General features: G+C 43.0%; 18 protein-coding genes. 17 read left to right on the top strand and 1 reads right to left on the bottom strand.

Features of this window, described 5'->3' with window-relative positions:
• Window positions 1-184: 184 nt before the first annotated feature.
• The 15 genes from AAC978_RS08585 (at window position 185) to AAC978_RS08515 (ending at window position 19,148) form a co-directional block, all read left to right on the top strand.
• Window positions 185-871, top strand: a complete 687-nt coding sequence (locus tag AAC978_RS08585) for a response regulator transcription factor (RefSeq protein ID WP_341547638.1) — start codon at window positions 185-187, stop codon at window positions 869-871.
• On the top strand, window positions 846-2,939 hold the full coding sequence (locus AAC978_RS08580; RefSeq protein WP_341547637.1) for a sensor histidine kinase: 2,094 nt from the start codon (window positions 846-848) through the stop codon (window positions 2,937-2,939). Before AAC978_RS08585 ends, AAC978_RS08580 begins: the two co-directional genes overlap by 26 nt.
• A gap of 87 nt (window positions 2,940-3,026) precedes the next feature.
• Entirely contained in the window at window positions 3,027-3,971 is a 945-nt protein-coding gene (locus AAC978_RS08575) for a hypothetical protein (RefSeq protein ID WP_341547636.1), read from the top strand.
• A 172-nt stretch (window positions 3,972-4,143) separates the two neighbouring features.
• Complete coding sequence (locus AAC978_RS08570; protein WP_341547635.1) at window positions 4,144-4,482, top strand: arsenate reductase family protein; 339 nt, start codon at window positions 4,144-4,146, stop codon at window positions 4,480-4,482.
• Between the two features lie 10 nt (window positions 4,483-4,492).
• Window positions 4,493-4,915, top strand: a complete 423-nt coding sequence (locus AAC978_RS08565) for a YbaN family protein (protein ID WP_341547634.1) — start codon at window positions 4,493-4,495, stop codon at window positions 4,913-4,915.
• Window positions 4,912-5,367: a type II toxin-antitoxin system RatA family toxin gene (locus tag AAC978_RS08560; RefSeq protein ID WP_341547633.1), complete on the top strand. Its 456-nt coding sequence runs from the start codon at window positions 4,912-4,914 to the stop codon at window positions 5,365-5,367. The genes AAC978_RS08565 and AAC978_RS08560 overlap by 4 nt, the downstream gene beginning before the upstream one ends.
• 74 nt (window positions 5,368-5,441) lie before the next feature.
• A complete protein-coding gene (locus AAC978_RS08555) occupies window positions 5,442-6,578 on the top strand; it encodes a PGRP and LysM peptidoglycan-binding domain-containing protein (protein WP_341547632.1) in 1,137 nt (378 codons plus the stop codon).
• Between the two features lie 390 nt (window positions 6,579-6,968).
• Entirely contained in the window at window positions 6,969-11,216 is a 4,248-nt protein-coding gene (locus tag AAC978_RS08550; RefSeq protein WP_341547631.1) for an acyl-CoA dehydratase activase-related protein, read from the top strand.
• An 80-nt stretch (window positions 11,217-11,296) separates the two neighbouring features.
• The gene (locus tag AAC978_RS08545) at window positions 11,297-12,487 is read left to right on the top strand and encodes a uroporphyrinogen decarboxylase family protein (RefSeq protein WP_341547630.1); all 1,191 of its coding nucleotides are present in this window, start codon (window positions 11,297-11,299) and stop codon (window positions 12,485-12,487) included.
• A gap of 36 nt (window positions 12,488-12,523) precedes the next feature.
• Window positions 12,524-12,694 carry a hypothetical protein gene (locus tag AAC978_RS08540; RefSeq protein ID WP_341547629.1) on the top strand — a complete coding sequence of 57 codons (171 nt, stop codon included), beginning with the start codon at window positions 12,524-12,526 and terminating at the stop codon, window positions 12,692-12,694.
• Window positions 12,695-12,801: 107 nt separating this feature from the next.
• The gene (locus AAC978_RS08535; protein WP_341547726.1) at window positions 12,802-13,581 is read left to right on the top strand and encodes a GntR family transcriptional regulator; all 780 of its coding nucleotides are present in this window, start codon (window positions 12,802-12,804) and stop codon (window positions 13,579-13,581) included.
• A complete protein-coding gene (locus AAC978_RS08530; RefSeq protein WP_341547628.1) occupies window positions 13,574-14,224 on the top strand; it encodes a cobalamin B12-binding domain-containing protein in 651 nt (216 codons plus the stop codon). Before AAC978_RS08535 ends, AAC978_RS08530 begins: the two co-directional genes overlap by 8 nt.
• A 2-nt stretch (window positions 14,225-14,226) precedes the next feature.
• Window positions 14,227-16,473: a DNA helicase RecQ gene (gene recQ / locus AAC978_RS08525; protein ID WP_341547627.1), complete on the top strand. Its 2,247-nt coding sequence runs from the start codon at window positions 14,227-14,229 to the stop codon at window positions 16,471-16,473.
• An 86-nt stretch (window positions 16,474-16,559) separates the two neighbouring features.
• Entirely contained in the window at window positions 16,560-17,753 is a 1,194-nt protein-coding gene (locus tag AAC978_RS08520; RefSeq protein ID WP_341547626.1) for an MFS transporter, read from the top strand.
• Between the two features lie 138 nt (window positions 17,754-17,891).
• Window positions 17,892-19,148, top strand: a complete 1,257-nt coding sequence (locus AAC978_RS08515) for a DEAD/DEAH box helicase (RefSeq protein WP_341547725.1) — start codon at window positions 17,892-17,894, stop codon at window positions 19,146-19,148.
• A 99-nt stretch (window positions 19,149-19,247) separates the two neighbouring features.
• Here AAC978_RS08515 and AAC978_RS08510 read toward each other — a convergent pair whose 3' ends face one another.
• On the bottom strand, window positions 19,248-20,570 hold the full coding sequence (locus tag AAC978_RS08510; protein ID WP_341547625.1) for a radical SAM protein: 1,323 nt from the start codon (window positions 20,568-20,570) through the stop codon (window positions 19,248-19,250).
• Between the two features lie 211 nt (window positions 20,571-20,781).
• On the opposite strand from AAC978_RS08510, the gene ytvI reads away from it, so the two are divergent.
• Both ytvI and AAC978_RS08500 read left to right on the top strand, forming a co-directional pair.
• Window positions 20,782-21,846 carry a sporulation integral membrane protein YtvI gene (gene ytvI / locus AAC978_RS08505; RefSeq protein WP_341547624.1) on the top strand — a complete coding sequence of 355 codons (1,065 nt, stop codon included), beginning with the start codon at window positions 20,782-20,784 and terminating at the stop codon, window positions 21,844-21,846.
• A gap of 176 nt (window positions 21,847-22,022) precedes the next feature.
• Window positions 22,023-23,270 carry a hypothetical protein gene (locus AAC978_RS08500; protein WP_341547623.1) on the top strand — a complete coding sequence of 416 codons (1,248 nt, stop codon included), beginning with the start codon at window positions 22,023-22,025 and terminating at the stop codon, window positions 23,268-23,270.
• Window positions 23,271-23,411: the final 141 nt, after the last annotated feature.

The raw sequence follows: 23,411 nt of genomic DNA, 5'->3' as shown, positions 1-23,411 counted from the left end.
AGCATATTTTGCCTAAAAGACTTCTCCGCCGCAGGGGCTGTACCACAATATATCTGCAGTAATCTTAAGAACTTCTTAAGATTTATACCCGAAGAATGATAAGAATTAATGGGTATCATTGCTCTAAAGTAATAATGAAGGGCGTGATATAATTTGAACGAAGCTGGTGAGAGGAGTACCCTAAATGAACATTCTCGTATGCGATGATGATAAAGAAATTGTTGAAGCTATAAAAATCTACTTAACCCATGAAGGATATACCATCTATAAAGCCTTCAATGGTCTCGAAGCCCTTAAGGTTATCGAAGCAGAGTCCATCCATCTGGTGATCATGGATATCATGATGCCGCAAATGGATGGGATCAGAGCGACCATGAAAATCAGAGAGGAACTCAATATCCCAGTAATTATGCTTTCCGCTAAGTCCGAAGATACAGATAAAATCATGGGTCTTAATATGGGGGCAGATGATTACATTACCAAACCCTTTAATCCACTGGAATTAATCGCTCGCGTAAAATCACAGCTGCGAAGATATACCACCTTAGGAAGTATGGAGACCCAAACCAATATCTATCAGTCTGGTGGTTTGGTGATCGATGACGAGAGCAAGTGCGTCACAGTGGATGGTGAGGAGGTCAAATTAACTCCCGTTCAGTATAAGATCTTGATGCTGTTGACGTCTAATGCAGGGAGAGTCTTCTCCATTGATCAGATCTACGAAAATGTCTGGAATGAAGCGGCTTTCAGCGCTGAAAATACGGTTGCTGTTCATATTCGTAAGATTCGAGAGAAAATAGAAATCAACCCGAAGGAGCCCAAATATTTAAAGGTGGTGTGGGGAATTGGATATAAAATCGAAAAGCTTTAGCCATTCACCTCTGGCAAAGGTACTGGCTTTTATCCTTGTGGTGTTCTGTTTTACCCAAACAATAACTCAAGTTATGGTCATCATCAATCGCAGTAATTTTGATGTTTCCTTAGAGAAAAGCTATTATCATAGTCAAAGCTTCATCAATGATAGTAGCAGTATTATCAACGATCTAAGACATCTCAGTCAATATAAAAATGAAGAGCATATTCTAGCAGGCGGGGATATCTCAGAAGATGACCTTAAGAATAGATCAGATAATCTATTCTGGGAGTTCCGGGATCGCTCAGAAAAATATAATCCTAACCAGTCGGAGGCGGAAAACTATCGCGTTTTCCAAGAAGTCTATCAGGATGATATCGCCGAACTGAAAGAACGCATGGTTCAAGAAGATCTTTATGAATATCATTCTATTTTGCAACGACTCAACGGTTATGAAGGATTAAAATATTTTGTGAGAGATGGGGATTTTGAATTCTCAAATGATGGTGCATCTGCAAAAAAAGGGTATTCTGCTTATCCTACTTCAATCATTTTTGACGGCTATACCCGGGAGGTCTACCCCCGGGAGATTGAAGCCAATCCTCATTTCTATTGGCTTACTCCCGATTATTACTCCCAAGATTACCCGGATGCGTTGTATGTGGGCTTCACAGAGGATTTTTTAAACCCACGTATCACAGATTGGCAGAATGACAAAGCAGTTGCTAGTCAGGCCTTCAGCCAGATGGCAGTGTATGGCACAGGTCTAATTATTGCCTTTATTTATCTGATTTTTATCTGGGGAAGAAATTCTCGTGATGACCAAGAAGTTCGTTTCTATGCTTTGGAACGAATCTATAACGATATCAATATTTTGATTTGCCTTGGCTTAATTACTTTATGGTTCGCTCTCGGCATCGAGCTGTATCGTGATAGCTTGGGTGCTGAGATATTTTACTTCATAACATTGGCCATCGCGGCCTTAGGACTGTTCTTTGTCTTATCCTTGGTTAAGCACTTGAAGAATAGAACCTTACTCAAGCACGCTTTAACCTATACAGTATTTCATAAGCTATTTTCCGGTCTTAAAGCCATTTATGATAGTGGGAGTCTGGGCGTGAAGATGGCTATTATAACTATTGGTTACCCCGCATGTGTTGCTTTAACTTTCTTTATGTTCCCGATCACCATCGGGGTGGCGGTTTGGCTATCCTATAAAAAGGTCAAGGATTTTAAGGCCATTAAAGAAGGGGTCAAGCGAGTTAAGGAGGGTGATCTTACTGAGAAAATCAATATCACGGGAACAGGAGAGTTTGCTCGACTCGCCGGGGATATCAATTCCATAACTGATGGTCTAAACAAAGCCGTAGAAAATGAGATTAAAAGTGAACGATTGAAGACGGAATTGATTACCAATGTATCCCATGATATTCGAACCCCTTTAACATCTATTATCACCTATGTTGATTTATTAAAGACAGAAGAGGATCCAGAGAAAATCCAAGAATATATTGAAGTCCTCGATCAAAAATCACAGCGACTAAAGGTATTGACCGATGATCTTTTCGAAGCTGCCAAGGCCTCCAGCGGAGATATTCCCGTATCCTTTGAGAGAATTGATATTATTTCATTATTAAAGCAAGGCTTAGGGGAATTGGACGAAAAAATTCAAGAGCGTGAGTTAGATTTTAAATTGAATTACCCCCGAGAAAAGATCTGGGTCAAAGCGGATGGGCGACTCTTGTGGCGTTCCATCGAGAATCTCTTGTCCAATATTTTCAAGTATGCCCAAGAGGGTTCGCGAGTGTATGTGGATCTCGAAGAAGCTGGCCCGGGTGTAAGATTAACGATCAAAAACATTTCTGCCTACGAACTTAATATATCTGCCGCGGAGTTGATGGAACGTTTTAAACGCGGGGATGAATCAAGAACGAGTCAAGGTAGCGGATTGGGGCTCTCCATCGTGCAAAGCTTAATCGAAATCCAAAAAGGAAGCTTTGCTATTGAAGTAGATGGAGATCTCTTCAAAGCGGTAATCTTTTTGTACAAAGATAACTGCAAAGAATCCTCATTATCTTCCGAATAGGTTCAATAATAGACAATATTTACCAAGGAGAATCAGCTTGTCCCAGCGAAATCCTTAATCAGAAAACCTGAAATAGGGGTGATTAAAATGCCTTGTCAAAGCAAAATGCTGAGCCGCGGTGCACAAGCTGACCAACCCTTGGCCTGTCTGAAAAAAATTAAAAATCTGCGTTACCCTGATGAGGCAGTGGAGCTTCTTCAACAGGTCATTGATCAATTAGCTAAAGCAGATAAACACTCCTTACAACAATTGATTTTGGATCTTCGCCAAGCTGCAGATGATATACGGTATAAGCATTATAAAGCCCGTTGTCTGTATACTCTTATTCCCCCTGAAGATGCTTTAGCCTTTTGGATATGCTATGTCTTAGGCAGCCTACCCGAAGATATCCGCTTTGCAAACTTTAGCGGTGAAGTGTTGGAGCTGCTAAAAATTCTATCCCTTGCTGACCGGGGAAGCTACGGGACACGAAAAGCTCCCTGGTCAAAAATTGTTGGGCCTATCCATGAGCTGGACTTAGCTTTAGCACTCATCAAAGAGGAGTATCCGATATTCTTTCATAGCGTCACGGAAGATCCACTACTCGTGCCTTTATTGGACTTTGGGTTAAAAGAAAAAGAAGGAAACCTTATGACGGTCCCTCGGCTTCATTGTCTGGGCATTTTTAAACCTAGTAGGGGCGGAGAGGGTTCCTTGATCCCAATTCTCCATGCTTTGACGCACATTCTCCATCATGCTCTGACAGAGGACCCTCAGGTGATCCCTCCAGGATTTCTGAATATGTATCAAGAAATATTTGATGATTGTCTCAGAAGCTCAGGGGAATGGGAAGAAATTTTTACGGAGATATTTATCGCCTCACTGCTTTATGAAACTGAATACATGTCCTTAGTCGCTTATATGGAGCTTTGTCAAGAGGACCACGTAGTGATCAGAAATTACTTTACTTGGTTGGAAATGATATTCTCATCCAGTCTCCAAGCTAATATGCAGAAGATCATTCACCAAGGGGATGAATTAAGAAGAGCATAGCAAGTCGCAAGGCCTTTCCTCGCCATGGAAACATGTCAGGAAAGGCCTTTTTTTAACCGATAAACTATGATATTTTTAATAAGTACAGCAGAGAAGGATTGTCAAGAATAGTAAGAGCATGTGTAAAGCTCAGATGAAAGAACAATCTCGACTTGAGCAAGGAGGTAGTCCTTTGAATATACAAATCTTTGGTGTTAAAAAGTGCTTTGATACAAAAAAGGCGGAACGCTATTTTAAGGAACGAAACGTTAAGTTTCAGTTCATTGATCTTAATGAGAAAACCTTAAGCAAAGGTGAATTGCAAAGCGTCAAAGCCTCTGTTCCCTTGAATGATCTGATCAATAAGCAGGCGAAAGAATACAAAGCCTTAAACCTTGATCAGATCCGTAGTGCTGAGATTCGCGAAGAGCTACTCTTGGCTCATCCCAGGCTCTATGTTACTCCTATTGTTCGTAATGGGAAGAAAGCTACGGTGGGCTATCAACCCGAGATTTGGAAGGAGTGGGAGTGAGGGGAAAAATATGATGAAGACACTATTGATAGGGGTGGGGACCATAAGTGTTGTACTGGGCGTCATCGGTATATTTTTACCCCTGATTCCCACTACTCCCTTTGTCTTATTAGCGGGCGCCTGCTATTTGAGGAGTTCTGAAAAACATCACCAGAGACTTTTGGCGAATCCATGGCTAGGCCCCTATCTGAAAGATTATTATGAAGATAAAGGTATCCCTTTGCGCGCCAAGATAATTTCCATCGCGCTTCTTTGGTTGTCCTTGTCTGCTTCCATGTTCTTTTTGATTGAGCTTTTCTGGGTGCGTATTCTGCTTAGTGCAATTGGTGTTGGGGTTACGATTTATATACTTAGTCAAAAAACTAAGATACCAGAGAGGCTTGTGAACACCTTTGAAGAAAGTAAGATGCAGGAAGGATCGACAGAAGAATGAGCAGAATTCAGGCTAGGGACTCCTATGAATATCCTTACTCACTAGATATGGTCTATACGATACTTGCAGACATTCCTGGCTATAAAAGCTGGTGGCCCGGAGAATTTCGAGTTCGCATCCTCGAACAAACACAGGACCATCTTCACGCCAAGATTGAGGTGTGGGCTTCAGGGGGATGGTTTCGTTGCGAGACCACATCCTTAACCTCACCTCATCGTATCGACATCCGCTATTACCAAGGCGTGGTTGTGGGAGAGAGTTGGTGGGATCTTGAGGGATTACCCAACGGTTATACTAAGGTTAGCTATTCCATAAATTTAGAGCCTCGGGGGAGAGTCATGGGTTGCGTGGCGAGGATTATTAATATTTCCGCCCTGCACTCCTTTCAGTTCCGGCGGGTGCTAAAACGCTTACATCGCCATCTCGATTCCCTTCAGGCCCAAGAGAGATAAACAAATTTCTCTCTCTGTTCGCCCCATTTCTAATAGCATTCCGGAGTCTTTGGCATAGGATATACGGAAAATCTATGGAAAGGGGTGCAATTATGAATTATGTGGTCAAACCTGGGGAAACTCTTTTTGACATTGCATGCATGTTCAACACCACCGTCGAAGAGCTTCTCATGTTAAATCCGCAAATCAGTGATCCTATGTGTCTTTTCCCAGGTCAAGTTATTTGTGTTCCCACGCAACCTATGCATCCAGGGATGCCGATGCCAACTCCAATGCCGGGTCAAGCTGCACCTTGCCCAACTCTCAGACAAGGCTCTACAGGCCCCTCAGTCGTACATTTACAACACCTTCTTACCTCTCATGGCTTTAGTCCGGGAGCTATTGATGGAATCTTCGGACCGAAGACAGAAGCAGCAGTCATCGCCTTTCAACAAAGCAGGGGTTTATTAGTCGATGGTATCGTCGGTGTTCAGACCTGGACAGCATTAGGAGTTAATTGCATGACACCGCCGCCAACCCAACCTTGTCCTACCCTGCGCCAAGGATCAACGGGACCAGACGTGGTTCGCCTGCAACAACTTCTTACCTCACACGGCTTTAGCCCAGGAGCTATCGACGGGATCTTTGGGCCGAAGACAGAGGCAGCAGTCATTGCTTTTCAAAGAAGCAGAGGGCTATTAGTGGACGGTATTGTCGGTGTCCAGACCTGGTCAGCATTGGGAGTTAATTGCATGACACCGCCGCCACATCCACAGCCTTGTCCTACCCTGCGCCAAGGATCAACGGGACCAGACGTTGTTCGTCTGCAACAACTTCTCACCTCACACGGCTTTAGTCCAGGAGCTATTGACGGGATCTTTGGGCCGAAGACAGAAGCAGCAGTCATTGCTTTCCAAAGAAGCAGAGGGCTATTAGTGGACGGTATTGTCGGTGTTCAGACTTGGACAGCGCTAGGAGTAACCTGTACCACACCGCCACCACCGCCGCCAACCCAACCATGCCCCACCTTACGGATGGGCTCCCGAGGACCAGCTGTTAGAGAGCTTCAGACCCTTTTGACATCTCAGGGCTTTAGCCCAGGACCGATTGACGGAATTTTTGGATCTAAGACGCAAGCGGCAGTGATTGCCTTTCAAAAGAGCAAAGGACTAGTACAGGATGGCATTGTAGGAATTAAGACCTGGACTGCGCTAGGTGTAAAATGCCGATAATGGCTAGGCACTAAAAGGAAACCAGATTGTTGCAGACGATAACTGCGCAATCTGGTTCTTTTTATACTCAAGTGTTTTCCTTAACTTATGGTTTACGAAAGGAAATCTAGCATTTATGTAGAATAATTATAAGAATACACCTTTTTCGAAGATAAGCTCTAAAAGTGTGTCTCGAATCACGATGCACTTCATATATTACTATTATAATATTGTCCAGATGTCCAGAGATTTTATCTGGCAATATTATCTTGTCTTAGCTAATTATTAAAAAAAATCCTAATCTATATACTATAGATATATTCTGACAACTCATTAGTTACCCATTATTATGTTATAGTATATATACAGTATATATAATTATTTTTAATTGATTCGATAGGAGGAGAATGGATGGCCAAGGTGCTCAATGTTGGGCTCGATGTGGGTTCTACGACTGTTAAAATGGTTATTCTCAGTCCTGAACAAGGCATTGTCTATAAACAATATTTGAGGCACTTTTCGAATATCAAAGATACAGTTCTTTCGATGCTAGAAGATGCAAAGTCAATAATAGATGGACAAATCATCACTATGATGATTGCAGGTTCAGGTGGTTTTAATTTAGCAAAAAAGCTCGGCGTTCCCTTTGTTCAGGAGGTTATTGCCGGAACTAGCGCTGTTAAAAAGCTTATTCCTCAGACGGATGTTGCTATCGAACTGGGGGGAGAAGATGCCAAAATCACCTATTTTGGCGAATCAATTGAACAAAGAATGAACGGCACTTGTGCCGGTGGCACGGGGGCCTTTATTGACCAGATGGCAGCACTTTTGCAAGTGGATGCAGAAGGTTTAAATGAGTTGGCTAAAGACTATAAGACCATTTATCCCATTGCCTCTCGATGCGGCGTTTTTGCAAAAACTGATGTTCAGCCTTTATTAAATGAAGGTGCTGCAAAAGAAGACGTAGCCGTTTCGGTTCTTCAAGCTGTAGTCAATCAAACGATCACAGCCCTTGCTCAAGGTCGCCCTATTCGTGGTAGAGTTGCTTTTCTCGGTGGACCTTTATACTTCCTATCCGAGCTGCGCAAACGATTTGTCGAAACCCTAAAGCTAGAAGGGGATTATGCAATTTTCCCCGAAGATGCACAATATTTTGTGGCAATTGGTGCCGCCTTGTCCTCGCAAACTGAGCAGCCATTTTCTGCGCATATCATGTACGATAAAGCACCTTATCTCAACAACATCATTCATGAAGAACAATCTAACGCAGAGCCACTCTTCGTTGATGAGGAAGAATATAAGGCGTTTAAAGAGAGACATGCTCTCCATAAGGTGAACCGGGCTGATCCTAGTCATTATTCAGGCCCTGCTTACCTAGGAATCGATGCGGGGTCGACTACCACTAAGGTCGCTCTGATTGATGAAGAGGGAAGTCTGCTCTATTCCTACTATGGAAGCAACATGGGTAGTCCTTTGGAATCAACTATTGATGCTCTTAAAGACATGTATGCAAAGTTGAACCCGGACATTACGATCCGAAACTCCACTGTAACTGGTTATGGAGAACAGCTGATTAAGACTGCTCTCAAGTTGGATATTGGTGAAATCGAGACTGTAGCCCATGCTAAGGCTGCTGATTTTTTCCTGCCCGGAGTTAATTTTGTCCTCGATATTGGTGGTCAAGATATGAAGAGCTTGGTCATTAAAAATGGTGTGATCGATTCGATCATGCTTAATGAAGCCTGTTCTTCAGGGTGTGGATCCTTTGTCGAGACCTTTGCCAATTCCTTGAATATGGATGTGAAGGAATTTGCTCGTATCGGACTGCAATCCCAGAAGGCCGTAGATCTAGGCACTCGCTGCACCGTATTCATGAATTCAAAGGTGAAGCAAGCCCAAAAAGAAGGGGCAACGGTCAGTGATATCTCTGCCGGTATTTCCATGTCGGTTATTAAAAACGCCTTGTTTAAGGTCATTCGCCTGCGCAATACAGAAGAATTAGGGGACAAAATTGTTGTTCAAGGCGGAACGTTCTATAATGATGCTGTGTTGCGTTCCCTAGAAAAACTCCTCGGTCGTCATGTGGTCCGCCCAGATATTGCTGGGATCATGGGCGCATTTGGGGCAGCCCTTATCGCGAAAGAGCGCTATAATAAGGGGCATGAGACTCAGCTTCTCCAAGCTGATCAACTTCAGACCTTTACCACGGAAACGACAATGAAGCGCTGTGGACTATGCGGAAATAACTGCCAACTCACTCTCAAGCACTTTTCGAATGGCGAGACTTTTATTTCCGGCAACCGTTGTGAACGTGGTGCTGGACATGAAAAGGTTGACAGTGAACTACCCAATCTCTACGAGTATAAGTACAAACGTGTATTTAATTATAAGCCCTTAACTGAGGAAGAAGCTCCACGTGGGGTTATTGGAATTCCCCGTGTCCTCAATATTTATGAGGATTTTCCTTTCTGGTTTACCTTCTTCACGGAATTAGGTTATCGCGTGGTTTTATCCGGTCGGTCCACGAAAAAGCTCTACGAATCAGGAATAGATACCATTCCTTCTGAATCCGAATGCTTCCCGGCCAAGCTCGTCCATGGTCATATTGTCGATTTGGTGAAGAAAGGGGTTAAGAAGATTTTTTATCCCTCTATTCCCTATAATCTTAAAGAAGATACGGACTCCAACAATCATTTTAACTGCCCGATTGTTACTTCTTATCCGGAAACCATTCGAGCAAACATGGATATTCTGGAGACGGAAGACGTTACTTTCTACCAACCTTTCCTACCCATTGACAGTCCTAAGCACATGAGAAAACGCCTTATTGAAGAGCTCGCTAAGAGTGAAGCTTTGACGACACAGGAAATTACTCAAGCCATGGACAAGGCATATGGGGAATTAGAGCATTACAAGAGTGATGTTCGTCAAAAAGGTGAAGAAGCTCTTCGTTATATTGATACCCATGGTATCAAAGGGATTGTTTTAGGGGGTCGTCCTTATCATATTGATCCCGAAATTCACCATGGCATTCCCGAGCTTCTGCAAGGCTTTGGCCTTGCTGTAATCTCCGAAGATGCCATTCGTCATATCACAAATCCGGAACGCCCCATGCGCGTGGTCGACCAATGGATGTACCATACTCGGCTTTATGCTGCTGCTCAATTCGTTGCTGAACAACCTAATCTTGAGTTAATCCAGTTAAACTCCTTTGGCTGTGGCTTGGATGCAGTGACGATTGATCAGGTCAAGGAAATCCTCGAACAGTATGGTAAGATTTATACTGTTTTAAAAATCGATGAAATTACCAATCTGGGAGCAGCAAGAATCCGTATTCGTTCCTTATTAGCCGCTGTCCAGGAGCGAGATAAGCAGAATTTCATCCCGGAAAGGCTTTATGATAATAAAGACCGTGTTATTTTTAGCCAAGAGATGAAGAAAAACTACACCATCATTGCACCTCAGATGGCCCCTCATCAATTCCAATTTTTGAAGACGGGCTTTGAGAAGGCCGGATATAATGTAGAGGTTTTGCCTTCGGTAGACCGAGGCGCCATCGATGAAGGTCTCAAGCATGTTCACAATGATGCCTGTTATCCTACCATTATCGTGGTCGGGCAGCTGATTGAAGCCTTGAAATCCGGAAAATACGATTTGAACCGGACAGCGGTACTCATTTCTCAGACAGGCGGCGGGTGTCGTGCCACCAATTATATTGCTTTCATTCGCAAGGCGTTGAAGGATATAGGTATGGAGCAAGTACCGGTCATCTCTTTGAATGCTTCAGGCCTGGAAGCCAACCCCGGCTTTAAGATCACGGCGAAGATGCTTCCTGATCTTCTTTGGGGAATTGTTTATGGAGACTTACTCATGAATGTTCTCCATCGTGTCCGCCCCTATGAAAAGGTACCCGGTTCCACTAATGCCCTCTATGATTATTGGGTGGAAAAATGCCAAGCAGCCTTAAGGCGGGGGAACACAAAAGAACTCAAAGCGATCATTTATCAGCTGGTCAAAGACTTTGATGATCTGGAAATCCATGAAGGGATGGTTAAGCCCAAAGTGGGGATAGTCGGCGAGATCCTCGTCAAATACCATCCTACTGCGAATAATAACCTCGTGGAGCTCCTTGAGGCTGAGGGGGCTGAAGTGATTCAGCCTGATCTCATGGGATTCTTATTGTACTGCGCCTATTGTTACAAAATTAAATTCGATGTATTATCGGGTAGTTTTAAAGCTATGTTCAATGGCATGTTGACGGTTAAGCTTATGGAATACTACCGCAAGGATGTGCGTAAAGCCCTAGCGGGAAGTAAGCGGTTTACACCTCCCAGCACTATTCAAGAGATTGCTCGCTGCGCTGAAGAGCATATCTCCTTGGCTAATCAGACCGGTGAGGGCTGGTATTTGACCGGAGAAATGGTTGAACTATTGCACACTGGTGTCATGAATATCGCCTGCTTGCAGCCCTTTGGTTGCTTGCCTAATCATATCATTGGCAAGGGCATGATTCGTTCCTTGCGTAAAGCTTATCCTAGTGCTAATATTACGGTGATAGACTATGATCCCGGCGCTAGTGAAGTGAACCAGCTCAATCGGATCAAACTGATGCTCTCGGTGGCCAAGGAGAATATTAAGGCGGCCGTGGTCGCTAAATAGTTGAAGTATAATAGGTTAAAGCAAAGGCTGTTCTTTATTCTTGAAATAATAGAGCAGCCTTTGCTGGCGAGGGGGGGCCTATGGAAAGTAGCTCAAATAATATGGCCAAGGAGGCCTTGTATCAGGAACGGTTGACCCGCTACCTTAAGGCGATGCAGGGCAAGAAACCAGATAAGGTACCCATTCGTTTACAAATGAGTGAATTCATGGCCAAGTATGCAGGCATGGAGCTTCAAGAAATCTACTATGATTTGGATCGAAATATAGCTGCCACAGATAAGATTCTAACGGATTTTGATGTCGATGTAACCATGGGTGGACCAAGCTTATGGTGGGGCGCTTTGCATGATGCTGTCGGTGCGAAATACTTAAAATTTGCCGGCAACCAGCTTTCTGCCAATCAACAGTTTCAATTTGTTGAGCATGAATATATGCTGCCGGAGGATTATGATGCTTTTATTGATAATCCGACGCAATGGATTCTGGAAACCTTACTGCCGCGTATTCATACGGAGTTTTCTGATCCGGGTTCTTTCCGGGCCAATCTAGCGCTCATTAAAGGGTCAGCGGGTATGGTTGTAGCGAACAGCAAAAACCAACAGGCGATAGACCATTGGGCAAAGAATTACGGCATGCCCATGAGTGTTACGGGGATGGTGAAAGCGCCTTTTGACACTTTAGGGGATACCCTTCGTGGACTGCGGGGGATTATGAAGGATTTGCGAAAACGCCCGGAAAAGGTACTCGCCGCTCTAGATATGCTTGTCGCTCATAATATATATTATGGACTGGCAACCTCAGAAGGAGATCGGGTACTTCCGGTTTTTTTACCATTACATCGAGGGAGCTATCCTTTTCTCAACCCCCACGAATGGAATACCTTCTATTGGCCCTCCTTAAAGAAAGTAATCGAGGGCCTTTGGAGCCAAGGGAAACGCACCATGTTTTATGCCGAAGGAAATTGGACCCCCTATCTGGAAAGAATTCTTGAATTGCCCGAGACAAGTATTGTTTTTCATATGGATCAGACAGATCCTCAGCAAACTAAGAAGATACTTGGCTCGAGGTTCTGTATCAGTGGCAACGTACCTAACTCGCTGATGGCCTATGGCTCACCTGAACAGGTCAGAGAATATGTCAAACGACTCTTAGACAATTATGCTGCAGACGGTGGTTTTATCATAGACACAGCCGGTATTATGCAAACGGATGTAAAGGAAGAAAATGTCATGGCCTTGATTGAGGCCACCAGGAAATATGGAGTCTATTGAGCAGGAATCGCCTGGCCAATCAAAAGGAGGGGTTATATGTCAGATGGTATTGATATTCCCAATCCACCCCCAGGTACTTGTCTGCCTTGGGAAGAGATAACCAAGGATTATGGTCCCCCTGTAGGGGATGAAGCTCTCCTTAAGGGCCAGTGGGAGGAGCTCGATGCCTTAGCTTATCTTTATCTCTGGTGGTGGGTTCAGCGCTAATGGAGTCTGATTTATAATCTGAACTGTTAAAAAAGGGATTAAGACCAATTATCCCGAATATTTTTACAATAGACTTTACATAACGAATTAAAGTAAGGTGTTCAATGATGATTGAAGAACAGTCCATAGATAAAAATTCGGTGATTCCCATTTACTATCAGCTGGCCAAGCTCTTGGAGGGTCAAATCCTCAGCGGAGAGCTCAAGCCTGGTGAGGCTTTACCCACAGAGACCGAAATCGCCAGTCTTTTTGAGATTAGCCGCATGACTGTTCGGCGGGCCATCTCAGAACTTATCGCGGCGGGAATGGTCAATTCCCAACAGGGCAAGGGGACCTTTGTTTCTTCACCCAAATTAAACAATGTCGTATTTGAGTTGAATAATTTTAATCAAGAGATCAAGGACTTTGGTTTAAAGCTTAGTACCACGCTGTTAGGTGCTCATATCGTGCGGGCGGATGAGAGGTTATTAAAAATTTTCCAATTAGATGATCCCAACACACGCTTGCTCTATTTCCGCACTGTAGTATCTGCTGAAGATGAGCGTCTCGCTTATGAACGCAAATACATCATCTATACGAAACGAAAACCCATCCTGGAAACGAACCTGAAGGACCCAACACTTTCGGGATTAGTCACCGCCAATAATGATGTATTGCCCGTGAGCACGAAGAAGGTTTTGCAGGTTTCAGTAACGACTAAGGAAGAGGCAGCCATACTTGGCTTAGGGGGCAATGCCCCTGTTTTTGTCGTTGAGGAAACCTTATTTGATCTCGAAAATAAACCTGTCGGTTGGAGTAAATCCATTTATCGTGGTGACCGTTACCAACTAACCGGATATGATGGATGGTTGAGAAAGGATAATCATGGAGGGATGAATCTTGGATGACGAATTGTTAAATGCGCTGGCCGATCTGGATGAAGAAAAAACCATCGCTTTAGTTCATCAACACCTAGGCGAAGGGGACTCCCCCTTAAAAGTTGTTGAGATATGTCAACTGGGAGTCGAAATCGTCGGTCAACGTTATTGTAACGGGGAGTATTATTTGTCCGATCTCATCATGTCTGAAGAAATACTGCGAGAGGTTATGGTCATCTTAGAGCCACTGATTACCTCGGAAATTCCGGCTAACGGGATGACGATCATTCTGGGAACCATCGAGGGTGACATTCATGATTTGGGTAAGAATATTATCCATTATATGTTGAAATCCTCCGGATTCCGAGTCATCGACTTAGGGGTAGATGTATCCCCTGAGGCTTTTGTTCGCGCAGTTAATGAAACCAAGGCGCCAATCTTAGGAATTAGTGTCTTGTTATCCTTCTGTATAAGTGCCGTAAAAAGGGTCGTAGACCTACTTGCGGAAGCTGGGTTACGCGATCAGGTTAAAATTATTGCCGGAGGATATCCAGTTAACGAAATAGTTAAGGACTACACAGGGGTAGACTATTACACCAATGATATTACTAATCTTTTTGATATCTGTCAGAAGATTAAAGCCGAAACATCATTTTCAGATGGGAACTCGTAAAAATGATGGACCAAGCATTAACAGAATTAAAACGATATTTTGGTTATGCGGAATTCCGACCGGGTCAGCAAAAGGTTATTAAAAGCTTGCTGGAAGCTAGGGATACGGTTGCTATTATGCCTACCGGTGCCGGTAAATCCTTAGCCTATCAAATCCCTGCGCTGCTTTTCCCAGGGGTAACACTGGTAATTTCTCCGCTCATCTCCTTGATGAAGGATCAAGTGGATGCTCTTCATGATGCTGGGGCTCCGGCTACCTTTATCAATAGCTCTCTATCCATCAATGAAGCGAGGAAGAGGATTAACAAGGCTCGTAGTGGAGAATATAAGCTACTTTATGTTGCGCCAGAAAGATTAGAAACCGAGAGCTTTCTGACCTTGCTCGAATCCTTGAGCATTTCCTTTGTCGCCGTGGATGAAGCACATTGCGTCTCCCAGTGGGGACATGATTTCCGGCCCAGTTATCGAGGGATCGGTGCTTTTGTGGACTCACTACCCGAGAGACCACTCATGGGTGCTTTTACGGCAACGGCTACTCAAGAAGTTAAAGAAGATATTGTTCGTTTATTAAGGTTGAGAAAGCCAAATGTATTTGTGACTGGTTTTGATCGCCCTAATTTAAGCTTTACCACTCTTCGTGGGGAAAACAAAAAGATTTTCCTCGCTAATTATTGTCTCGAACATCATCGTGAGTCGGGGATTATTTATGCTGCTACTCGTAAAGAGGTAGATCAGTTACAGACATATTTAAAGGGAAAGGGACTCCCTGTAGGTAAGTATCATGCCGGGATGAATGATCAAGATCGTCAGAAATCACAGGAATCATTTCTTTATGATAAAACTCCCCTCATGGTGGCTACCAACGCCTTTGGTATGGGGATAGATAAATCCAACGTGCGTTTTGTTATTCATTACAACATGCCCAAGAATATGGAGGCTTACTATCAGGAAGCGGGTAGGGCGGGTCGAGATGGTGAACCTGCTGCGTGTATTTTATTGTTTTCCCCCCAAGATGTCGTATTGCAACGCTATATGATCGACAACTCGACCTTTAACCCTGAACGAAAAGCCAATGAACACAAGAAGCTTCAAGAGATGTCTGCTTATTGTCATACCACTCGTTGTCTGCGCAAAGAAATCCTCGAATACTTTGGGGAGATGAATGCCCCTGAGGAATGTGGGAATTGCGGTAATTGCACAGACGATCGGGAGCTTGTCGATATTACAGTCGACACCCAGAAAATCCTCTCCTGTATTGCTCGCATGCGTGAACGCTTTGGGATTAATCTGGTTGCCGATGTTCTTAAAGGCTCCAGCAATAAGAAAGTTCTTGAATTACGCTTTGATCAATTAAGCACCTACGGATTGATGAGAGAGCGCAAGGTTCAAGAGATTCGAGACCAGATTAACTATCTGATCTCGGAAGATTATTTGCGACTTTCTACGGGAGATTATCCGGTTGTGAAACTGGGCAAAAATGCCGTACCTGTCCTCAAAGGGGATGAACAGGTCTGGCAAAAGGTGTCCCGCAAAGCGAAGGTGCAAGAAGAAGAACGGCCCACCTTGTTTGAACATTTACGTCTATTGCGCAAGGAAGTGGCGGCCAAGGAGGGTCTGCCACCTTATATGATTTTTGCAGATAGCACCTTAAGAGAGATGGCCAATACTTGTCCTCAGAGTCGCTCAGCCTTTCTACGCCTTGGAGGGGTAGGGGAGCGCAAGCTGGAAAAGTACGGAGATATCTTTCTGATCGGTATTCAGGATTATTTGGTAAGGAATCTCGGTGAGTCTACTCAGAAGAATCCCAGTGAATCATCTCAGAAGAACCCCAGTGAGGTTACTCTGATCAAGCAACCGGTGGAAAGCTGTTCGGATCATCTGCCTCGGGAACCACTGCCCTGGGAATTGACTACAAGCCAGTCTAAGGCTGACAGCGTCAAGGCAGAAAAAGAAAATAAAGTCCCCAGCCATTTGGTTACCTACCAACTATACCAAGAGGGAAAAAACCTTGAAGAAATATGCAAAGTGCGTAATTATAAGTTGGTAACTATTCAAGAACACATAGTTCGTGCTTTCAAAGAAGGTCAACCGATTCACTGGAGTGATTTCGTTCCGGTCGGGCAGGAAGAGCTGATTCTAAAAGCCATCGCCCAAGTGGGGGCCGAAAAATTGCGCCCCATTAAAGATTCCTTGCCTGAGGAAGTCGATTGGATGGCCATAAAGATGGTCATTGCCAAGAGTGAGCTTTGAGTTGTGATGAATGAAAGATTCGAAAATGTCCACCGGACACTTTTTTGGGGCATAAACGAATAACGCACAAAGAGAAGAGGACAAAGATGCAGAAGCGGGATTTTACACTATTTTTGCTAATCAGTGCACTTTTGGGTATCACCCAAAGCATCGACACTTCGTTTTTTAACAATTTCTTGAATGATAGCTTTCACCTGACAGTTTCCCAAAGGACTTTGCTGGAAATACCTCGTGAGTTTCCCGGATTTGCGGTTGTTTTCGTTTCAACACTTTTGCTTTTTCTGGGTGACATCCGCATTGCTGTTGTAGCAAACGCTCTCGCTGCCTTTGGAATGTTTGGGATGGGCTTTATAGCCGGCGATTTTAATACCATGGTGGTATGGCTTTTGATTTACAGTATGGGACAGCATCTCTATATGCCCATTTCCAATAGTATTGTCATGAGTCTTTCTGATGAAGCCAATATGGGTAAAAAGCTTGGTCAGATCAACGGGGCAAATACCTTGATTTTTCTTGTTGCTAACTTGAGTTTCGCCTTAATCTTCAAGAAAGTTCAAGTGAACTATCAACTGATTTTTCTGATCGGTGCGATCACTTTCATCTTAGCGGGAATTCTGTTAATGCGGATGAATCCTCATAAGCCAACGAAAACAAAAGGCTATAAGCTGATTTTCAGGAGGGAGTATTCCCTTTTTTATGTCTTGAACGTTTTATATGGAGCCCGCAAACAGATCTTTCTCACCTTTGCACCTTGGGTGCTCATCAAGATCTTTAATCAAGGGGTAAGTACGTTTGCTATGTTAGGCTTTATCATCGCCGGTCTGAGCATTTTCTTTAAACCTTTTGTCGGCTATTTAATCGATAAGTTTGGGGAAAGATTTGTCTTAGCCAGCGAGGCCATAATCCTGATTTTTGTTTGTATCGGTTATGGAGTTTCTAAAGCTTTCTTCGAAGGAATCGGCAAAGGAGAGCTGGCCATCATTTTCATCTTTGCCTGTTATGTTGTGGATCAAATGTTGATGGCCTCTACGATGGCCAGAGCAACCTACCTGCGTAGAATTGCGGTAGAGCCTAGTGATGTTTCTCCATCCTTAGCTATGGGTACTACATTAGATCACGCACTCGCTATGTTCATACCTTGGATTGGTGGTATGATCTGGAATCTATGGGGCTATGAGTTTGTTTTTTTCGCAGGAGCCTTCATCGCCGTTCTCAACTTAATTGTCGCCAGCCGCATTAGGATAGCAAAGCCCACGGTACCATCAGGGGAGACGGTTTGACACTTAAAAAGGGTAGACGCGGGACAGATAATCTGTCCCGTATCTTAATTTGGCAGATAGCTGAAAACAGGCTATAATGAGTCAAACATCTTAGCCAACATCAGGATGCATATTATTAAAGAAGAGGGTGTAACAACTATGGAAACAACTCAGTCCTTTGCCCAATTAGGTGTCCATTCACTGCTTGTTGATGCCCTTCAAAAAGAAAAGATTATTGAACCCACCAAAATACAGCAAGAAGCAATTCCGCTCATCCTCAACAACCAGGACGTCGTAGGCCAATCTGAAACAGGGTCAGGTAAGACACTAGCGTATCTCCTGCCGATCATCCAGAAAATCGATCTGCTTAAAAAAGAAAATCAAGCCCTGATTCTTACCCCTACCCACGAGCTTGCCTTACAGGTTCAACGCCAAATCCAAAGTTTAGCAGAACATTTAGGTGGAACGGTCACCTCGGCAGCTGTGATTGGTAACGTCAATATCACCCGACAAATCGAAAAGCTCAAAGAGAAGCCACACATTATCGTCGGTTCAGCAGGACGTATGTTGGAACTGATCCAGAAAAAAAAGATATCCTCCCAGACCCTTAAAACGATTGTGCTTGATGAAGCAGATCGTTTACTGGATGAGAAGAACCTTCCAGCGGTAAAATCTGTACTTAAAACCACCCTCAAAGATCGTCAGGTGCTATTGTTTTCTGCGACTATAACCCCAGAAACCGTAAAACAGTCAGCCGACTTTCTTAAGGAACCGGCAATCCTTCGTGTCAAGGAGAAAGCAACAGTGACACCAACGATTGCTCACCAGTATTTTCTCTGTGAGCAACGGGACAAACTTGAGCTGTTGCGAAAATTGATTCGACATCTTGAACCGACACGAGCCTTAATTTTTATTAATAAGAGTGAAGAAATCGAGAAAACCGCGGAAAGACTAAAGTATCATGGGCTAGAGGCGGAAGCGATCTCAGGATCTGCTGATAAGGCTAAACGGCGACAGGCCATGGAGAACTTTCGAAACGGTAAGACAAACCTGCTTGTGGCCTCCGATTTGGCGGCAAGAGGACTAGATATTAAGAACATCACCCATATTTTTAATCTTGATTTACCTGAAGATCCCCATCTTTATCTACATCGGGTGGGAAGAACCGGTCGTGCAGGGCAAAGTGGGATCGCGATCTCACTGGCAACGGATCATGAAAAACCTTTAATAACTAAGATTGAAAACACACTGAAAATATCCATTCCCCTACATAATCTGTCCCATGGAAAAGTGTTTCCTTCGCAGCAAAAGGAACATGATAAGCACAACGTACCTAAAGGACATAATGAGCATCACGGACATAAAGAGGATAGAGAGTATAAAGAACCAAGACACGCTAAGAAATCGAAAGCATGAAAGTAAAGAAGGGTGCCCAATTTGTTCTGGGCTCGCCCTTCTTTCTTCTATCAGTACTCTTTGTGTTACTTACTAAGTTTTGCGGATCAAGCTTTTTCTCTAAATATCTATTCTTATGTCAAAATTCTTTGGATAAGCTAAATCAATCTTTAGCTCCCGCATATAGTTTCCATCCTCACGATGTTCCATAACATTCGAGGAAATCCCGAATTCTAGATCCAGATCCTTGAGGTGCTTGATTTGGCTTATATGGAACTCGAGGAAATTATAATCCCGATTGATTTGATAGTCTGCTACTTTCTTCTTTTTAAAAACCTTCAGGACTTTTTCGATATCCTCACCAAAGACTTTAGCTGATTTAAAGAAATAATCCCTTTGGGAGAAGAGCATGAGGGGAGAGACCTTTTGTCCATAATTTTGCTGATAGATTTGACCTGTCTGTTTGTTTTCTAAGGAACAGTAATGGACGCCGATGCTTAGCTGTTGCTCCAGCGCAAACTCCATCAATTCTAGGCATTCCAGTTCACTGCGGGAGATGGGGAGACCACCTGCATACCAATAGTCATAGAGGACCTTAAAGGGAGGATTCTTAATTTTGAAGCCACGCTTCCGAAAATCTTCCGCATTATGAAAGGGAAAGCAAAGCTCAAGTAAGTTGATACCAGCTATGCCGATGCGCTCCAATTCCAAAAGTACATCTCTCATTTCCTTTAGACTCCCTGGTAAGACAGGCATTTCGACCATGACAGCGGGAATGAATTCCTTGCTTAAGGCAATACGATCGTAGACTTCTTTCTTAAAGGGTTCGGGATCTTCCATTTTGATACTGAAACGAATTTCTTTCAGACCAGCCTCTTTGAGGTCTTGAAGGATTTCTCGGTCTAGAAAGTCGCCGGATGTATAAAGACGGGTATGGGTCTTAGGGGTCTTTTCTTGAACTGTTCGAAAAAAATCCAACATCTCTTGCTTATGCAGGAGGGGCTCCCCACCGGTTAAGGCGATGTGCGAGAACTTTTGACCCTGCTTGAGCAGTTGCGAGAGTTCTTCAACTACGTTTCTTTTGTGATGGGTATAATGCTCGTAATCCTCCTGATTGGGGTTAAAGCAAAAATAGCAATTACGGTGGCACCTGAGAGAAATGTAGAAGGTAACTGTTCCCATGCCCTTCTGGCAAATTTCACAGGCTGAAGAGATCCAATGGTTGACGATGCTTTTATCACAATTTCTAAACTTTGCTTGCTTTTCTCTTAAATGTTCCAACTTATGGTGTGTTTCTTCGGTCAGATTCTCGTCTAAATCCAGGCCGGTTTGCTTAATTTGATCGATAAAGTGATCATAGACTCGGGCATAGATTTGTGCATATTGAGAGAACTCAGGATTTTTTATTTGGGTAATCGTGCGGTTATCTATCTCTATAATCATATATTGCTCCTTTTAATCGTGATCGTAAGTTTTACGTCCATCTTACTAGATTCGACATAAAATGTGGCTTACCTTCAATTCAATAACAAGGCATGACAATCCAACCTGCGCTAAGAAGTTACCTTCGGGTTTCTTTTATTGCAAAAGGAAAAGATATGCCATAAAATGAGTAATAACCAAATAATTCGCGGATCGGAGAGAGTATCCCTTCATGAAAGAATATGCTAAAAAAGTCGCGGTAACGCTTCTAATCATCATCGCCTTTATTTTGGTGCCATTGCTGATCTATTACCTCTTGCCTTATTTTGCTCCATTTATCCTAGCGTTACTAACGGCCTTGCTTTTAGAACCTTTTAATCTTAAGCTCATGAAATACTTGAAGATTAATCGCCCCCTTGCTGCAAACGTATCATACTTTGTGTTCTTAGGAGGCGCCTTATTTCTTTCCTACTTCCTTATTGCCAAAATAATTTCGGAGGCCTTTGAACTCATCAAGTTTATTCAGAGGAATCTCCCCAATATTCAAGTGTGGTTTACCGATTTTGCGCAACAGATTAATGATTTTATCTTAGTTTTCCCGCCTGAAATTGGTTTGCAAATCAATCAAACGATGACGGGATTTGTCAATCAACTTTCTAATCTCAATCTGATCTCTAGTGTGGGCGCTCAGACCCTTTTGATTACGGCATCGATTCCTAACTTTTTCTTCACCTTACTCATTTTCTTCATTGCTCTTTATATGATAAATCTCAATTTAAGCCAAATCAATCAACGCTTTTTTTCTTATTTTAAAGAGAAATCTAAGCCTAAAGCCATTGCCGTACTCTCCGACTTACGCAACGCCACCATTGGTTTTCTTAAAGCTCAAGTCATTTTAAGTACCTTCACCTATATAGTGAGTCTGGGTGGCTTAATCTTCTTAGATGTACGCTATGCACTTGTACTAGCTTTTTTAATCGTGATTGTCGATATTCTTCCTATTCTGGGCACAGGCTCAGTGTTGGTTCCCTGGGGGTTGTTTTGGATCACCCAAGGTGATATCTTCCGGGGCATCGGACTTGTGCTACTCTTTATTATCATTACTGTATTGCGTAAGATTATTGAACCGAAAATTCTCGGTGGAAGAATTGGGCTTGGACCCTTGGCAACTCTAATCTCAATTTGGGTAGGCTTTAAGGTAATGGGGATCGTGGGTGTATTCATGGCTCCTCTGCTTATCATCTTGTATAAAGCATTAGTCAAAGCAAATGTTATACGTTATCGTTTCCAAATTTAGCCGGACTTGCGCCGGCTTTTTTATATTGACCATTTTATTAAGTCAATCCATGAAGTGAAGTTTATTTATTTCAATACTTAGTTTATACTTTATTTAGAATCTGTTTACGGAAAATCAAGACCATGGGGCTAGAATAGAGTTAAGGAAGCTTCCTATAATTTTAAGGAGTGAAGTAAGTGAAGATGAAAAAGAAAACAGCGATTATTGCTAGCTTTACAGTAGGGACTTTATTGTTCGCTACCACAGCATTTGCCGATATTGCTAGTAAAAGTGGGTATGAGCAGTTAAAGGATAGTGTTAAGCTTGTCTCGGCGAAAGCCACCGGTGAATACAACAATTATACCATGGAAATGACTGCAATAATCAAGGATAACGGTCAGGTGATCATCTCCAGTAACGCTGTAAATAAGGTCGATCGAATTAAAAATGCTCAGGAGAGCAATAATACAAATGTAGAAGCAGGAAAAACTAGCACTTACTATAATTATAACGACAGTAAAACGAGTATAAACATCGATCAGAGAAGTGATAAAGTCTATGTAACTGAATACAATGAAGAACGTGAACACATCATTCCCGATGATCCCTTTGCTGAGGAAGAAGCAGCCGATGTGGAACGAATCATCGATGCCGTGGTCGGAAGTCTGAAGGACCATGTGATCGTTAACGAAAACCCTGACGGAACTATAGTCTTGTCAGGATCACTCTCGGAAATGCAGATTCCGGCCCTTGTCAATGCCGTATCATCGCTTAGTTTAAAGCAGCAATTTGATGGTAGAAATCAAAATAATAGTTGGCCCCATCTTACCAAAGATATCACCGTTAAAGAAGTGTCAGGGTCAGCTAATGTTAAGGAAGATGGTGCTTTAGAGCGTATCCTCGGCACTGCGACTGTCACCGGCAAAGATGCTAACGGACAAAACCATGATATTACGATTGAAATTTTGGGCAGCATAAAAGATGTAAATTCCACCGTCGTTGCTAAACCAGATTTGACCGGTAAGGAAGTTATTAAGCAGTACGCCAATGCCCCTAATGAAATCAACAACCCACAGAAGTTCGTTGGCACCTTTAAAAATGACATCATCATTGAAAAAGAGGGTAAGTTTGTTAAGGCCGGAGAGCGGATTTTAGAGCTAACTCAGATCGATACGAATAGTATTACAGGGAATTACAAGGAGGTCTATAAGCCTGAATTTGCTGATTCAGCCAATCAGATGGAAGCCTTCTCCTTCAAGGCTACCTTTAACGAGAAATCTATGCGCGATGCCAATTTTGATATTTCAACAGGAAACAATGATAATAGACGAGGTTATATTTATCTGGATGATTATGCCGGTAAAGTAAACTTCAATGTGGATAGTTATGATAGAGGTATGAACGGTATCATGTTCGATTCTAATTTTAGTCCCGTCTTAGAGTAGAACCTAGATTCTACGTCAGTACTTCAAAAAGCATAATCAAAGCCTTGATAAATATGCGTTCCTTCGAAATTCAGCTTTCACCCATTGGGTGAAAGAAAAGTGCTCAAAAATATGTTAAATTATCAGCTTTTATGACTCGAT

The sequence above is a fragment of the Desulfitobacterium sp. THU1 genome (assembly GCF_038181555.1).
Taxonomy (GTDB): domain Bacteria; phylum Bacillota; class Desulfitobacteriia; order Desulfitobacteriales; family Desulfitobacteriaceae; genus Desulfitobacterium.
The sequence above is the reverse complement of the archived record's forward strand: the minus strand, read 5'-3'. Positions and strand labels throughout refer to the sequence as shown.